We start from the raw sequence: 15,820 nt of genomic DNA, 5'->3' as shown, positions 1-15,820 counted from the left end.
ACTGCTGGTTAAAGTACGATGTTCAGGTAAGTCCCGCGCCGCGCATTATGGTCAATCTGATCGGTGGCGATCAGGTTGCGCAGGCGGGCAAGCTGGGATGCGATGAAACTGTCCGATGACGGCTGATCGGAATTGGCACCAACCCGACCCCGCGAAACCATACCGCCCTGCGGACGCGCGCGCGCATCCTGAAGGCCTGTCTGGGAGGAGCCTGTGCCAATTCTGTTGGTGGTCATCTGATCGTCCACGATTGATGTTGGGCTTACCCTAGCACGTGGTCAGACGTTTGTCATGATCGCGTGACGGCAGCATTAAAGCGCAATCCGTGATCCAGACAGAAAGAAGGGTGGCCATACAAGACCACCCCGGAGGAAGCTAACGAGAGGGAAAAATCACGTTAGGATATTAACCTTGGTGCCACGATTGCCGCTGGTTTCAAGCGGCTGGTGTTCGGTGACGATCGAGCCGATCACCTTGGCAAGACCGGTTGCCTTTTTGATCGCGCCTTCTGCGGCTGCGAAAGGCAAAGACGGGTCTGCACCACCTTTGGGCGTAATTGCATCATTCACGGCCTGTGCCGCTGAACCAAGTCCTGAACCTTGAACTGAGCCGATCATCCTGACCTCTTTATCTGTCCGGGTGGGCGATGCCCATCACTCTTTACCGGGTTCTTCAAATCTGTCTGAAGTTCACGGTATGGGCTTGTTAGGTTGATATAAGTGATGGTTGTCACACTATCCAGTGCCGTCGCAATCCAAACCCCGCCAATTGCTTGGTTTGCAAGCATTTTAACTAATATAGGCGGGTAAGATTTTTTTAACCATTTGGCGAAAATTCCGCGATTTCGCGATGGTCAGGGTTGGGGACTCGACCAGTTGAGCAGCGATGTCAGCTCGACTGCGCCCGTTCGGATGCGAGTTTGAGCGCATCATGAACCGCTTTTTGCAACTTGCCGGGGCGGAACGGCTTTTTGACAAACACGTAATTGCCCAAAAGATTATCCAGTTCCTTGCGCGATCGCGCCGGGTAACCGGACATGAACACCACGCCATAGCGCGGGTTCTGGCGCAATGCTTCGATGATCAGTTGCGGGCCACTGCGACCGGGCAACACGACGTCGGTCACAATCACATCAAATGCCGCATCACCCGTGTTGGTTTGCAGGATCACCAACGCTTCTTCGGTGCTTTTCGCGATCTCGGTGCGATAACCGGCATCTTCGAGGATGATTTGGGCAGTGGTGCGCAGGGCCTGTTCATCATCGACAATCAGAACACGCTCGCCATTGCCGGGGAACACGCCGATCTCGTCAACTTCGTCCTCCGGCTCCGCACCCGGTTCCGAACGCGGCAGATAGATCGAGAACGTCGTGCCTTCGCCCTCGACACTTTCAAGATTGATAAAGCCGTGGGCCTCTTCGACCCAGCTATGAACAATCGAAAGCCCAAGTCCGGTACCCTTGCCCGGTTCCTTGGTCGAGAAGAAGGGCTCGAAGATATGATCGATCACATCCTCGGGAATCCCGGTGCCGGTATCCTGCACGGTGATGACAACAAACTGGCCTTCCACCTCTGGCGGATAGATATCCTCGTCCTCATCGGCGTCGCGCTGTGCCAGTGGCGGAATATCGGCACTGCTGCATGAAATCTGAAGCGTGCCGCCATCGGGCATCGCATCGCGCGCATTGATCGCGAGGTTAAGGATACAGGCCGACAATTGCGTCGGATCCACCCTTGTATGAAGGTCGGCCTCATCGGCCCAGATTTGCAAATCAATCCGGTGCTCAAGCAAGGTCACCAGCAGCTTTTCCATCTCCGCAAAGATGCTTTCAACCCGGACATTTTTCGGCTGATCGATCCTGCGGCGCGAGAACATCAAAAGCTGATCGGCAACACCGGTCGCGCGTTCGCCAAGCGAAATGACGTGATCGATATATTCTTTGACCCGTTCGGGATCATCAATCTTGGCACGTGCCACTTCGGCGAAACTCAGGATACCAGCAAGGCAATTGTTGAATTCATGGGCGACACCACCGGCCATCTGGCCAACCGCCTCAAGCTTTTGCGATGTGGCAAGCTGGCGCTGCAAGGCTTGTTGTTCCTCGGCGGCGCGATGCTGTTCGGTAATGTTGCTGCCCGTCCCGCGATAGCCGTTGAAACTGCCATCCAGCGCAAAGACCGGCACGCCATTGATCCGCCCGAACTGCTTTTCACCATCCCGCGATGTCCAGGAGAATTCGACGTTATAGAACGCGGTATGTTCATCAAGATGGCGTTGCAGATATTGCCACCCCTCCGGGTGTTCCGGATGAAGCCCAAGTTTGTCAAACGACTGCCCCTGCGGGGAGCCGTTGATTTCCTCGATCAGCTGATAAAACTTGTACGACGCAAAGGCGATTTTGAAATCGCTGCCCATCTCCCAGTACCAGTCGGCGGAAGACAGGGTAAAGTCGCGGAAACGCTCTTCACTGTCGCGCAAGGCATTCTGGGCCGCCTGATGTTGCTGGGTGCGGCGTTCCAGACTTTCGGCCATGGCGTTCAGGCCGCGCTCGAGAATGCCGATTTCGTCACGTCCCATCGGTGTCAGCCGTGAACTCAGCTTGCCGACCTGGATCTTGTTAACAAACTGTGCGGCTGTGATCAGGCGCTTAAGCACCGTGTGCTGGGTAAACAGGAAAATCAGCGCGGAGGTCAGCAACACACAAAGGATGGAACCGATCACAAGCACCGACTGCATCTGGCGCTGGCTTTCTTCAAGGCCCTTGGTCGACACCTTGAGATAGACATACATGAAGGGCTGATTGGCATTCAGGGCAAAGATCGGCGTGATGCTGACCATGCTGGACCCGGTATCGTCATCAACCGTGAACAGGGTCTGCTCTCTCATGTCGGCGCGAAGCTGTTCGGTCGGGAAGTCGGGTAACGAGCTGATCGATGCGCCGATCATCAAAGGGTCGGTTGAATGATAAATGGTGCCGTCAAAACCGACAGCCAGCGCTTGCTGCAAATGCCGTCCAAGCAGAAGTTCCATCTGCTCGGGGTCGCTCAGAATAGAGACCTTGAGTTGTTCCTGCTGAATAAGCCGTCCGGGTGTGCTGATCTGTTCCGCAATCCTGCGGTCAATTTCGGCCCCGAAATAGTTCACATAATAACCGCCAAACAGACCAAAAAGGATGGTTTCCACAACAATGATCGCAAATGCGATCTTGAAAACCAGACTGCCGATCAGTCGGTCAAACAGCGTCCTCAAGTTAATTCTGCCCCCATTCAGAATGATGCGTGTTTGTCGTGGATTTTACTCGGGCTGAATAAAATACTGACTTGGATTGGTCGGTGCAGGTGTCGCATAACTCCAGGCGGCAGGCATGACCTTGGGAACGTTGTGGAAGTCCCGTGCCACCACGCCTTTTCTGTTTGGCGGTAATGCAATTCCCATAAGGTAAAACTGATTTGCACTGATGTCGAGAATATCGCGCATCAGTTGATTTTGTTTTTCCGCATTTGCTGTCGCTTTCAGCTGGTCATAAAGCGCAAGCTGATCCTGAACATCCTGGGGCGGGGTGATGGCATCGGGGCTTTCCGGGTTCAGGTACCAGTTGGCCCATCCGGTTGCAAACCAGGACGATTCAGAAGACATCGGCAGGTAATTGATCGGGATGAGCATCGCATCAAGGCCGCCGTCACCGCCCCACGCACTGGCATTGTGTTCATTGCGTTCGCGCAACGCGACAAACTCGTCACGTGCAAGGTTCCGGGCCCTGACATCGATGCCAAGTTCGCGCCAATACCCCATGACCGCATCGAGCATCTGAAAGCGTTCCGCACCCTCGGTATCAATCGTGAATGAAAGCGGCTTGCCATCCGGACGCAACAGGATGCCGTCATCATTGATGGTGGTCAGTCCCGCTTTCGCAATATAGCTCCGCGCCAGTTCGACATTATATGCCATGAACTGTCGCGCCAGCACCGTGTGATATTGCGGGCTTTCCGGCCTTGGTGCCGCCTGATGGGGCAAGGCACCGGGGACAAAGCGATCAATGATGGTCTCGCGATCAATCGCATATGACAGGGCAACGCGAAAATCCTTGTTCTGGAAGATGTCGCGCAGCACCGGGTCCTTGTCATTAAGATTAAGCGACAAGGTCATGATATTCATATCGCTCTCGATCAGCGTGAAGGCCTGAAGGTCCTTGTTTTGGGCCAGAACTTCGTTGGCGCGCGTGCCGATATGGCGTTCCTGCATATTGACCTTGCCGGCAATTGCCGCATCCCCAGCCGCACTTTTTGACGGCACCAGTGTCATGGAAACCGTGTCGATATAGGGAAGTTGACGGCCGGTCGGATCAATTTTCCAGTAATAGGGATTACGCTTGGCGATCAGCGGATCGTCCTTGCCATATACCCCGGTAAGCACCCAGGCATTCAGGGTCGGCACATCGGGATTGTTCCAGCGCGTCGGGTCATCAATCGTACCGGGCTGCCCAAATACGTCGATAAAACGTTCTTTCCAACCCGAATAACCCATCTTCTGGGCGTCCGCATCGGCATTGGCATTATATTTCGGCAAAAGCGGCTTCAGAAAATGCGCCGGATAGCTTACCGGCTCAACGCCTTCGGGGCGGGCAAGGGCGGTCGGGAAAAGTCCATATGGCTTGCTGAAACGAAACGCGACGGTATAGGGGTCGATCTCGTCGACTTGCACGGTATTGCCGCCCGATGTCAGCCATTCCGGCACGGCATCGGCAAAGGCCGGATTGTTCAGGATATCTTCGTACCAGAAAACGATGTCATCAGCGGTAAACGGGGTACCATCCGACCAGCGCATGCCTTGTCGCAGACGGAAAAAGAACTCGGTTGCATCGCTGCTGGGCTGGAATGACAGGGCGACATTGGGAATGGTCGATGACCATTGCGGGGTCCAGCGCAGAAGTGGCTCATATCCAATTGTTCTGATCAGCAGGGCATGGTCGCGGCTGTTACGCTGCGCCATTTTCCAGGTACCGCCATAGGTTCCGACCCGTTCGTTGGGGGTGACGATCATCGGTGCGGTCGGCAGGCGATCCTTGACCGGCGGCAGATTTCCGTCCTCAACCAGTTTGGCAAGTTCGGGCGCTTCACCAAATTCAACGGCATGCGTTTTGGCAACGCCAGTCAGCATTGTGGTCAGTGCAACAATCAGGATAAGAGTATGGTGCCTCACAAAAACCTGGCCCCCCTTTTGGATTTGTGTGCTCTGGTCTAAAGTATTGCGACAACTACCCTAAAGTGGTGGTATGTTGATCCTCCCAAACTAGATAGAGTGATCGAGTTGTGGAAGTACAAAATTTGCAATCGCGCGTTTTTTTGTATCGATTCATTGCGCGGTGAAATTGCTATATGTGAAATGCGTTTCGGTTTTCAAACGCATTTTCATCGGTGATCAAATGATCAAACCGTCCGCTCGATTGGGAAAAATTCAGCGTGGTACCCATCTTTTTTCTTCTTATTTTAATTCGACCCTAGCATCCGAAACGCCCGGAAATCAAAGTTTCTTTTAAACTAATATAACGATCTGAAGCGGCTGAGAGCGCCTTGCAAGATGTGATTGGATTTGCACTCTGTCGGGGCAGCCCAATATGATGACTGTGTCACAATGCGAACCGAAAGTTGTGCCAATGACGCAATCAGATAACAGCGATAAAATAGGGAATGGACCGTCATTTTTACCCGGTCCAAAGCCTGCGGCACCGATCCCCCGTTACGAATCGGGTTCGGATTCGCGTTTGCGTGAAAGATTGCGCGCAACAACGGCGGGCGTCTCGTGTGTTTCCGGATCCGACGATCAGGACCGGTTCAATCTGGCCGGTATTGAGGGCATGATTGATCGCAAAAAGGCCAATGTCGCCGTCAGGATCGTCGATACCGACCCCGAACAGGCATTGCGCGTGATCCGCAACTGGCTGCTGGGCAACTAGTTTCCAGCACACATCCAGCCGGCCCAACATCCCATGCCATCCCTTCGGCTGTTTGACGCCGCTTGTCGATAATGCTTTGGATCTGCACGGGTATTTGTCATGGTTTTACATGATAAATATCTTTTGAAACATCGGGGGCAGGGGTTTGACGGATTTTAGTAAACTGATCACGGCGCAGTTCTCCGTTTTTGATTCCGACTATGTCGCGCAGCAAAAAACATATGCCGCAAAGCTGGCCCCGCTTCAGGATAAACTGATCGCCGCCCAGAAAACCGGCAACAGCATGGCGGCCTCCGATCAACAGATGATCGAATGCAAATGGCTGCTGCAATATACCGCCGACTGGAAAACGCTTGATCAAAAGCTCGCTGGCTTTGCCAGTTCGCTGAACAATCCTGATCAGTCCTGGGCGGAAAAACAGGTCGCAAGCGACGGCTCATGGGGGCCCTGTTACGATCAATGGTTCCTCAAAGTCGATGCGATGATTGATGCGGTCAATACGCTGGCCGATGAAGGCAAGGCGCCTGAATATCCGCTCAGTTTTCTGGAACCGATTTCAACACCCGCTAAAATGACAGCTTGGCTCGATGGTCAAAAGACATCGCGGATTTTTGCCGATGGTCTGGATCGCCGTGATGCCCTTGGGGCCGTGACGGCAGCACTTTCACAGATGTGTTTCAAAAGCGAAATCCGCGATTATTTCAAAACCAACGTAAAGGGTTTTGATCTGACCGATGATTACATCTCGGCCTACAAATCATGGCTTGATGACTGGCAGGATGGTGAAAGTGGTTATTGGGGCGGTTGGTTTGACACCACCGATCAGGGCGTTCTTAAAAGCAGCGATCTTAGCCTGACGTTCCACAATATCTCCTATCAGCATGGCAAGGTCGATCTGTGGACGCAGATATTCAACACCACGCTTGCGATCCGCGATGATGCCTATCCGTTCGGCTGGAAGCACAATGGTGATTTCAACAATCACAACAATTACGACGTCACCAAGATTTTCGATCTTGGCTGGGCCAAGGTTGATGCCGCGACACAAAATGCAGCATCCAAAGACATCGCCTTGGTGCTTGATTGGTGCCTGACCAAATCCATGACGCCCGATGGTGGTTTTATCGATGATCCGACCTTCTATAATTCGGTCGGGGCCGCCTATTACTATGGCGTCTCGTTCCTTGATCAGGCGGGATATTTCGGCACAACCGCGCCCTTCTGGACCGACAAGCCGTTCCCGAACGGGCCAGCCCTTTGCTGCAAAATCCAGAAAAAGATCAAAGCCGAAGGCCTCGATGATGACGAAGCCAAGGCAGCCCTCGAAAAACTCGTCGATGCCTGCGGCAATTGCAGGTGATCGGCAAAATCTTTGAATAATTTGATCTATGCATTGGCGAAAGAGGGATCACTGCACCCATATTAATAGCTAAGAACAACAACGTATAATGAGGTTTCGGATGACGGATCGAACAGACATTGATCTTGCGAAATTGCGCACCCGGCTGGAGGAAAGACGCGCCGAGATTCTGGCACATTCAACCCACTCGGAAGACTACCGCAAGCCGGTCGAACTGGATCAGCAGGCGGTCGGTCGTTTATCAAGGATGGATGCCCTGCAAAATCAGGAAATGCATCTTGAACAGGAACGCCGCCGCGTGGTCGAGCTGGAGCAGATTGAAAAAACCCTCAAGCGCATGGATGACGACCAATACGGTCACTGCCACAATTGCGGCGAACCGATTGCTGCCAAGCGCCTCGAATTCGATCCGACCACACCGCTTTGCGTCGATTGCGCCGATCATGTGAGCCATGTCTGATCGTTGCGCGTAAAGGGAATATCGCAAACGCTGCGTGCGGGTGTTTCTGTGCGCAGCGTTTTCTTTAAAGTCAGGAGAAACGGTTTGCCAGCTTTTGGGCAACGCAATGATCAGATTGGAAAAGACCGCGTCTTGTGCGCGCTTTTGATCGTTCTGGCTGCGCTGCTGTTTCTTCCCAATCTGGCCCGTGCCCAAGGCACCTGTGCGCCAATCAGCGCCCCCGAAGCCTTCCTTGAATTCAATCACATGGATCCGATGCTTGATCGGCACCGCTCGGTGCGCTGGCTCAACAGCCGTGCCGGGGGCAGTCCGCGTTTTCTGGTGACGGGCCTGACCGAATATGAAGTTCAGGCATCGTTCGATATGCGTTTTGAACCGCGCCAGGTTGGCTTTGGCCGCTATTGCCTTGATCCGGTGCGGGTTAATCCCAAGGTCGATGTCGTCAAACATCTGGTCTATATCGCGTCCGAGCTTGAACGCGGCACCTGCGAATATGATGTGGTTTATGCCCACGAAGGCGAACATGTGAAGATCAATCAGGGCATGGAGGCCGACATTCGTGCGGCCCTTGATGATCTGGTCAATGATGTCGTCAGACAGGTTGGTGCCATGTTCCCGATGCCAGCGGACAATGCTCAGCGCGCCATGCGGCGGCTGATTTCGGAATATGGCCGGGATTTCAAAAGACGGCTGAACGATATTCGCAGGCGGAGTGCGGAAAAACACAAACGGATCGATACGCCGCAGGAATATGAAAAGCTGTCACTGGCCTGTGGCCCAAACTCGGCCTTTCAGACCGTCTTGCAGGATGCCGCAAGATAGGATTTGTAGGGGATCAGTCGGCGTAATTGCCCTCATCCGCGGCGTCCATTCCCGCAACTTCGCGTAAGCCCACAAGATCAAGCTTGAAGACATTGCGTGACTTGAATTCCAGCAGGTCATGACGTCTGAAATCGGCGATGATCCGACTGGCTGTTTCGGTGGTAATGCCAAGCATCGCACCAATATCCTCGCGCCCCGGAACGGTGCAGCTCTCGGTCACGTCATCATGTAAAAACAGGCAAAGCCGGGCGACCCGTTCGCGTGCCGTACCAGTCGACATCTGGGTCAGCCAGTTATCGGATTCCATCACCGCCTGATGCCAGCGATTAAGCACCTGCTTGTGCAAGCGCGGGCTTTCATTATCAAGCCTTTCAATCACCGCAATCGGAATGCGGCACAGCTTGCTGTCCTGAAGGGCCTCGGCATGATGGGTGAAACACTCGCTGACCAGCGACTCAAGCCCGATGGTGCCGCCGGGTTTGACAAGGCGCACCACCCGCTGATTGCCATCTGGCAGGTAATGGACAAGTTTGATCAGGCCAGAGCGGAGGGTATAGATCGATTGCGCCTGATCACCGGCATTATAAAGCGTATTGCGTTTGGGCAGGGTGATGTCTTCAACCGGCATATGGACAAGTTTGAAATCCTCGTCCGTCAGGTTGTTGAACAGGGCAAATTTCCGCACACCGCATTCGCGGCACCGCGCAAGTTCGGGTCGGAATGTGTAGCTTGCTGTATGGTTCACGCTCTCTACCCATGACGTCGGGCTGATCTGGGTGGTCGATCAAACCCGGATACGGCCGGAATTGAAAAGTTTAATCAATCCAATCCTGAACCTAATGTACCGTACCAGAATGTGAAATCAAAGCAAAGTCATGCTGGTCGGCGCACAACTGTGATCCAGATCGTGATTTCAGCTATTGGAATCAAGGGTGACCAGACCCTTTTCAATGGCATAGCGCACCAGACCGGCCGAACTGTCGATACCAAGTTTGCGCTTGATGTTGCGGCGGTGGGTTTCAACGGTGCGGACACTGATATCCAGTTCACGGGCAACATGCTTGTTGCTTGCCCCCTTGGCCAACAGGCGCAAGACCGTGCGTTCACGCGATGTCAGCGGCACGCCATCGCTGTTGTTATCTTCGCCATCACTGATGCGATCGAATGTGGAACTATACGCCTCACCGCCATTGGCAATGGTTTCAATCGCACGCACCATGTCATTGGATGACACATCTTTCAGGATAAAGCCCTTTGCACCCGCCTGCTGGGCGGTGCGCAGATATTCCGGGTTTTCATGCATCGACAGGATGACAACCTTGGTATCGGGCAGGGTTTCACGGAATTTCTCGGCTGCTTCCAACCCGTTCATCACCGGCATCGAAATGTCCATCAGGACGATATCAGGATGCAGGTCACCGGCCATGGTCAATGCCTCGGCCCCGTTGCCGGCCTCGCCAACGATATTGATATGTTCAAAGCATTCCAGTCGCGATCGGATGCCATCCATGACAAGTGCGTGATCGTCGCAAAGCAAAATCCGCAATGGCCGATGGGTGGAATAAACTTCGTTGGCAATGGTGGCATTGGTCATGGATCAAACGAGTTCCTGTCGCGTGACTGTCGGGTTGTGCGTCATCAGATTAACCGCTGATAGCGTCATGGGGTAGGGCATTCTGGCTGTTGGCGGGAATAAATGCAGTGATTTTTGTCCCGTCGTCCGGTTCGGAGCGTACCGAAAGCCCGCCGCCATGGAATTCCATGCGTTCGCGCATGTTGCGCAAACCAATGCCCGCCCGCGGATCGCGGTTGCGGATATATCGGTTGGTTTCAAACCCGACCCCGTTATCGGCAATGCGCATGATGATGCTGCTGCCTTCGCGTTTGATCGAAATTTTCACCACTGTGGCATCGGCATGGCGTTCGATATTGGTCAGGGTCTCCTGCAACACGCGATACAGCGTTGTTTTCTTGTCGATATCAAGCTGCCCGTCGACATTGTCGCATTTCACCTCGATCAGGATGCCGGACCGGTCCTGAAGTTCTGCACACATGCTCTCGATCGCGGGTTTCAGGCCAAGGTCATCAAGCACGGCTGGGCGCAAATCGCGCGAAATCCGCCGCACTTCATGGATGGCGTCCTGCAATCGGTTGGCGGCCTTTTCCATGGGTTCGATCGCGTTGTCACGTTTCTGGGTGATGCGTGCAATGGCGGTTTCGACCGCATATTTGACCGAAACCAGTATCTGACTGATGCCGTCATGCAGTTCACGCGAAACGCGCAGGCGTTCCTGTTCCTGCACATCAACCACCCGATGTGTCAGTTCCTTAAGCTTTGAGTCGGCAAGTTTGCGTTCGGACAATGTGACCACCGTGCCCGATATCCCCACCAGCAACACCGCAAGGATCGTCACCCCGATGATCGACATCGTGGTTTCGCGGATATGGGTGGAAACTTCGGCCTCGATCTCGGTGACCTGTTCGGCGATATCGTCGATATAAATGCCCGTGCCGATCATCCAGTCCCATTTATCGAGCATCAGGGAATAGGTGATCTTTTCGGTCGGCTCCCCGGTCGATGGCTTTTCCCAGACGTGGCGCATGAAATCGCCACCCTTTTCCGCATTGAAAATCAGGCCCTGAATGACTGTGTTGCCATTGATATCGCGCAGGTTCCAATAGGTCCGGCCAAGGCGCCAGGGTTGCGGCGGATCGACAAGGGCGGTGCCATCGCGGTCATAGATAAAGAAGTATCCATCCTCGCCATAAGACAGATCTTCGATGATCGCTTTCACACGTTCTTTTGACACCGCATCCAGCGGGCTTGCCACCGAATAGATGTGGTCGATCGATTTCATCGCCAGCTCAAGATAGCTTTTCAGCTCGTCCTTTCTGGCCTGAAGGATGTTGCGTTCAAAGGTCCTGATCTCGGCCTCGGCCAGGCGTTCGGCCTGGGCAAACACCAGCCAGGAGATCGCAGACGCCGCCAGAACCAGCGGCAGGATCGAGAGCAGCAAAAACTTTAGTCGAAGATTGAGCTTCGGCATGGGCGTAACCGTTTCGGGAATTTCCGTTTTTCTGATCGCGGACAATAGCATATCCGCGCCAAAAGTCGCTGTAAGAGCCTGACCGAAAATTCTGACATGGTTTGATTTGAAAAATTTCCTTCAATATCAAGGCTTTGCTCGCAGACAATGCCCGGCGGCCTTTTCAAGAGGAAAGCCGCAGCATAGTGGATGAAATTCTTCAAACCCTTCGGGCGCCTTGATTTTGAGCGATTTTGTCGTTGCGCACGGTCCCCAGGGGGCGACCCTTGCGGACCGCGCACGCCTAAAAATCACTGCAAAATCAAGGCGTCAAACCATATCAGAATTTTTGGTCAGGCTCTAAGATCGCGGTTTTCCCATCGCCCTGATTGAGAAAGCTTGGGCGACCTGTTCCGCATGGTGAAAAGAAACTGGTCGGGATTTCCAATAATTGGTAATACCAATTTACGAGATCATGCTTTGACAGGGAGAGGGCAATGCGCATATACCAGAACCGTCGCCTGCCCACCGGGCGCCAAAAGCTCTGGATGCATTGCACAAGATCTCAGCGTGCTGGCATCCCGTATCGCCACAATGGATATGGCGTTGCAGGCTTCCCGCACCGCAACGCATTCCGGGACCATATCGTGGCGTTTCACTTGGTTTTGGCAGGCGCGCACAGGCACGTTCCTGCCAGGAAATTGTGGTAGGAGCCCGGTGTCCATGACGCGTTCAGCACCAAAGCGTATCCGTAAACTTCTGGTCGCCAACCGTGGCGAGATTGCGATTCGTGTTCTGCGAGCCGCCAACGAACTTGGCATTCGCACAGTTGCGATCTTCTCTGACGAGGACCGCTTCGCCCTTCACCGTTTCAAGGCGGATGAAAGCTACACGGTGGGCAAGGGCAACAAGCCCATTCGCGCCTATCTTGATATCGAAGACATCTTGCGTGTTGCGCGCGATGCCGATGTCGATGCGATCCATCCGGGTTACGGCTTCCTGTCGGAAAATCCCGAATTCGCCGATGCCTGTGCCGAGGCCGGTATTCAGTTCATCGGCCCGGACTCAGAAGTCATGCGCACCCTTGGCAACAAGGTCTCTGCCCGTAATCTGGCCGAAAGTGCCGGTGTGCCGGTTATGCCTGCCTCAAGCGCGCTTCCCGAAGACATGGCAGAAGTTACCCGCATCGCCGAGAAAATCGGCTATCCCCTAATGTTGAAAGCCAGCTGGGGCGGTGGTGGCCGTGGCATGCGGGTTATCGAAAATGGCAAGGACCTGTCTGGTCAGGTGCTGGCAGCACGGCGCGAAGCCGAGGCCGCCTTTGGCAATGGCGAGGTTTACTTTGAAAAACTGATCCGCCGTGCGCGCCATGTCGAGGTGCAGCTGCTTGGCGATAATCACGGCACCCTTGTGCATCTTTATGAACGTGACTGTTCGGTGCAGCGCCGCAACCAGAAGGTGGTTGAACGCGCCCCGGCCCCGTATCTTGATGATGATCAGCGTGCCGAGATTTGTGACGCCGCGATCCGCCTTGGCAAGGCCGCCAATTACGTCAATGCCGGCACGGTCGAGTTCCTCATGGATGTCGACACATCCAAGTTCTACTTCATCGAGGTCAACCCGCGCATTCAGGTCGAACACACCGTCACCGAATGCGTCACCGGCTTTGATCTGGTCAAGGCGCAAATCCTGATCGCCCAGGGGGGACGCATCGGTTTCCCGTCCGAAACCGGTATCCCCTGGCAGGACAAGATCAAGCTGCGTGACCATGCGCTTCAGTGCCGTATCACCACCGAAAACCCGGAAAACAACTTTGTCCCCGATTACGGGATCATCAAGGTTTATCGCGGGGCCAACGGCTTTGGCATTCGTCTTGATGGCGGCACGGCCTATTCCGGGGCGGTGATCACGCCGTTTTATGACAGCATGCTGGAAAAGGTCACCGCATGGGGCAGCACCCCGCGTGAGGCGGTGGACCGCATGGACCGCGCCTTGCGCGAATTCCGTATTCGCGGTGTTGCCACCAACCTGGCCTTCCTTGAAAACCTGATCAATCACCCGAAATTCCGCGCTGGCGAGTATACAACCCGCTTCATTGATGAAACGCCCGACCTGTTCAAGTTCGTGCGCCGGCGCGACCGTGCCACCCGCCTGCTGCGCTTCATCGGCGAGGTTGCGGTCAATGGCAACCCCGAAGTCGAAGGCCGCGTGGTGCCGACCAATCTGCATGACCCGGTGATGCCGAAATCAATCGATCTTGGCGAAATCCGCCCGGGCACCAAGCAAAAGCTTGATCAGTTGGGACCGGAAGGTTTCTCGCGCTGGATGAAGGATCAGGAACGCGTCCTGATGACCGACACCACCATGCGTGATGCCCACCAATCGCTTCTGGCGACCCGCATGCGCACCTATGACATGCTCGAAATTGCGCCCTATTACGCGCATGGTCTGCCGGAACTGTTTTCAATCGAATGCTGGGGCGGGGCGACGTTTGACGTTGCCATGCGCTTCCTGAAAGAAGACCCGTGGGATCGTCTGGTCAAGTTGCGCGAACGCGTGCCAAATATCCTGACGCAAATGCTTTTGCGGGCCTCGAACGCGGTTGGCTATACCAACTATCCCGATAACGCGGTCGATTACTTCGTCAAGCAGGCGGCCGAACACGGCATGGATGTCTTCCGGGTGTTTGATAGCCTCAACTGGGTTGAAAACATGAAGGTCGCGATGGAATCGGTGCTTAAAACCGACAAGCTCTGCGAGGCGACCATCTGTTACACCGGCGATATCTATGACAAGGACCGCCCGAAATATAACCTTGATTACTATGTGAATATGGCCCGCGAACTTGAAACTGCCGGTGCACATATTCTCGGTCTCAAGGATATGGCGGGTGTCCTGCGTCCGGCCGCTGCGACTGAGCTGATCACAGCGTTGAAAGACACCGTCAATATCCCGATCCACTTCCATACCCACGACACAAGCGGCATCTCGGCCGCCACCGTGATTGCCGCGATTGACGCCGGGGTCGATGCCGTCGATGCGGCAATGGATTCGATGTCGGGCCTGACGTCCCAGCCCAATCTGGGTTCGATTGCCAATAACTATATCGGCCAGCCGCGTGATCCGGGCCTTAAGACCGAGGCGCTCAAGGAAATTTCGACCTATTGGGAACAGATCCGTCGTTATTACGCAGGCTTTGAAAGCGATATCCGCAGTGGCACCTCTGACGTCTATGTCCACGAAATGCCGGGCGGCCAGTACACCAACTTGCGCCAACAGGCCCGTGCACTCGGGATCGAGGATCGCTGGCCCGAAGTGTCCAAGGCCTATGCCGCGGTCAACAAGATGTTTGGCGACGTCGTCAAGGTAACGCCAAGCTCCAAGGTTGTCGGCGATATGGCGCTCATGATGGTGACATCCGGTTTGTCTGAGGAAGACGTTCTTGATCCTAAAAAGGACATTACCTTCCCCGACAGCGTTATTTCCTTCTTCCGCGGTGAAATCGGTCAGCCGGTCGGTGGCTTCCCGCCCGCCCTGCAGCGCAAGGTGCTGAAAGGGGCCGAGGCGCTGACAGACCGTCCGGGCAAATCATTGCCGCCGATTGATTTCGAAGCGACCCGCAAGGAGATCGAAAAGAAAACCCATCGCAGCAATATCACCGACGCAGAGGTTGCATCTTATGTGATGTATCCCAAGGTGTTCCTTGATTACGCAGAACACCGCAGCCACAACGCCGATGTTTCGGTTCTGCCAACCCCGGTCTTCTTCTACGGGATGAACCAGAACGATGAAATTTCGGTCGATCTTGAAAAGGGCAAAACCCTTGTCATCCGCTATCTGACCACGTCCGAGGCCGGTGACGAGGAGGGCAACCGTACCGTGTTCTTTGAACTGAACGGTCAGCCCCGCACCGTCAAGGTCGCCGACAAGACACTGGCAGGCACAGGCAAGACAAAACCAAAGGCCGAAGATGGCAACAAGCTGCATGTCGCAGCCCCGATGCCGGGTCTGGTGGTCGAAGTCCACGTGTCCGAGGGCCAGAAGATCAAGTCGGGTGATGTGATGTGCTCGCTCGAAGCCATGAAAATGGAAACCGCGGTTCACGCCGAAAAGGATGGAACCGTGGCCAAAATCCACGCCCCGGCCGGGACACAGGTCGAAGCCAAGGACCTGCTGGTCGAATTAACGGAGTAACCCAC

General features: G+C 54.5%; 12 protein-coding genes. 5 read left to right on the top strand and 7 right to left on the bottom strand.

Annotated features, from left to right (window positions below; translation table 11 throughout):
* Positions 1-8: 8 nt before the first annotated feature.
* The 4 genes from TH4_RS03375 to TH4_RS03360 all read right to left on the bottom strand — a co-directional run bounded on the left by TH4_RS03375 (position 9) and on the right by TH4_RS03360 (position 5,199).
* Positions 9-236 (bottom strand): hypothetical protein, encoded by a 228-nt coding sequence (locus TH4_RS03375; RefSeq protein ID WP_008888353.1) that lies wholly within the window; start codon positions 234-236, stop codon positions 9-11.
* Positions 237-392: 156 nt separating this feature from the next.
* Positions 393-617 carry a hypothetical protein gene (locus TH4_RS03370; RefSeq protein ID WP_008888352.1) on the bottom strand — a complete coding sequence of 75 codons (225 nt, stop codon included), beginning with the start codon at positions 615-617 and terminating at the stop codon, positions 393-395.
* A gap of 271 nt (positions 618-888) precedes the next feature.
* The gene (locus TH4_RS03365; RefSeq protein ID WP_064779895.1) at positions 889-3,249 is read right to left on the bottom strand and encodes an ATP-binding protein; all 2,361 of its coding nucleotides are present in this window, start codon (positions 3,247-3,249) and stop codon (positions 889-891) included.
* A gap of 45 nt (positions 3,250-3,294) precedes the next feature.
* Positions 3,295-5,199 (bottom strand): ABC transporter substrate-binding protein, encoded by a 1,905-nt coding sequence (locus TH4_RS03360; protein WP_083996956.1) that lies wholly within the window; start codon positions 5,197-5,199, stop codon positions 3,295-3,297.
* A gap of 562 nt (positions 5,200-5,761) precedes the next feature.
* Between TH4_RS03360 and TH4_RS20850 the strand changes: the two genes are divergently transcribed.
* From TH4_RS20850 to TH4_RS03340, 4 genes are all read left to right on the top strand, one after another.
* Complete coding sequence (locus TH4_RS20850; RefSeq protein ID WP_245227715.1) at positions 5,762-5,953, top strand: hypothetical protein; 192 nt, start codon at positions 5,762-5,764, stop codon at positions 5,951-5,953.
* A 145-nt stretch (positions 5,954-6,098) separates the two neighbouring features.
* Entirely contained in the window at positions 6,099-7,313 is a 1,215-nt protein-coding gene (locus tag TH4_RS03350; protein ID WP_064779892.1) for a hypothetical protein, read from the top strand.
* A 100-nt stretch (positions 7,314-7,413) separates the two neighbouring features.
* Positions 7,414-7,773 (top strand): TraR/DksA family transcriptional regulator, encoded by a 360-nt coding sequence (locus TH4_RS03345; protein ID WP_064779891.1) that lies wholly within the window; start codon positions 7,414-7,416, stop codon positions 7,771-7,773.
* Between the two features lie 84 nt (positions 7,774-7,857).
* Positions 7,858-8,595 (top strand): hypothetical protein, encoded by a 738-nt coding sequence (locus tag TH4_RS03340; protein WP_064779890.1) that lies wholly within the window; start codon positions 7,858-7,860, stop codon positions 8,593-8,595.
* A gap of 13 nt (positions 8,596-8,608) precedes the next feature.
* On the opposite strand, the gene TH4_RS03335 is transcribed toward TH4_RS03340, so the two are convergent.
* The 3 genes from TH4_RS03335 to TH4_RS03325 all read right to left on the bottom strand — a co-directional run bounded on the left by TH4_RS03335 (position 8,609) and on the right by TH4_RS03325 (position 11,642).
* Entirely contained in the window at positions 8,609-9,340 is a 732-nt protein-coding gene (locus tag TH4_RS03335; protein ID WP_064779889.1) for a Crp/Fnr family transcriptional regulator, read from the bottom strand.
* Between the two features lie 168 nt (positions 9,341-9,508).
* Positions 9,509-10,189 (bottom strand): response regulator transcription factor, encoded by a 681-nt coding sequence (locus tag TH4_RS03330; RefSeq protein WP_008888344.1) that lies wholly within the window; start codon positions 10,187-10,189, stop codon positions 9,509-9,511.
* 49 nt (positions 10,190-10,238) lie between these two features.
* Positions 10,239-11,642 carry a cache domain-containing protein gene (locus tag TH4_RS03325; RefSeq protein ID WP_008888343.1) on the bottom strand — a complete coding sequence of 468 codons (1,404 nt, stop codon included), beginning with the start codon at positions 11,640-11,642 and terminating at the stop codon, positions 10,239-10,241.
* Between the two features lie 702 nt (positions 11,643-12,344).
* Here TH4_RS03325 and TH4_RS03320 point away from each other — a divergent pair.
* The gene (locus TH4_RS03320) at positions 12,345-15,815 is read left to right on the top strand and encodes a pyruvate carboxylase (protein ID WP_063088514.1); all 3,471 of its coding nucleotides are present in this window, start codon (positions 12,345-12,347) and stop codon (positions 15,813-15,815) included.
* Positions 15,816-15,820 lie beyond the last annotated feature (5 nt).

It is taken from the genome of Thalassospira tepidiphila MCCC 1A03514 (genome assembly GCF_001662875.1).
GTDB classification, from domain to species: Bacteria; Pseudomonadota; Alphaproteobacteria; order Rhodospirillales; family Thalassospiraceae; genus Thalassospira; species Thalassospira tepidiphila.
The sequence above is the reverse complement of the archived record's forward strand: the minus strand, read 5'-3'. Positions and strand labels throughout refer to the sequence as shown.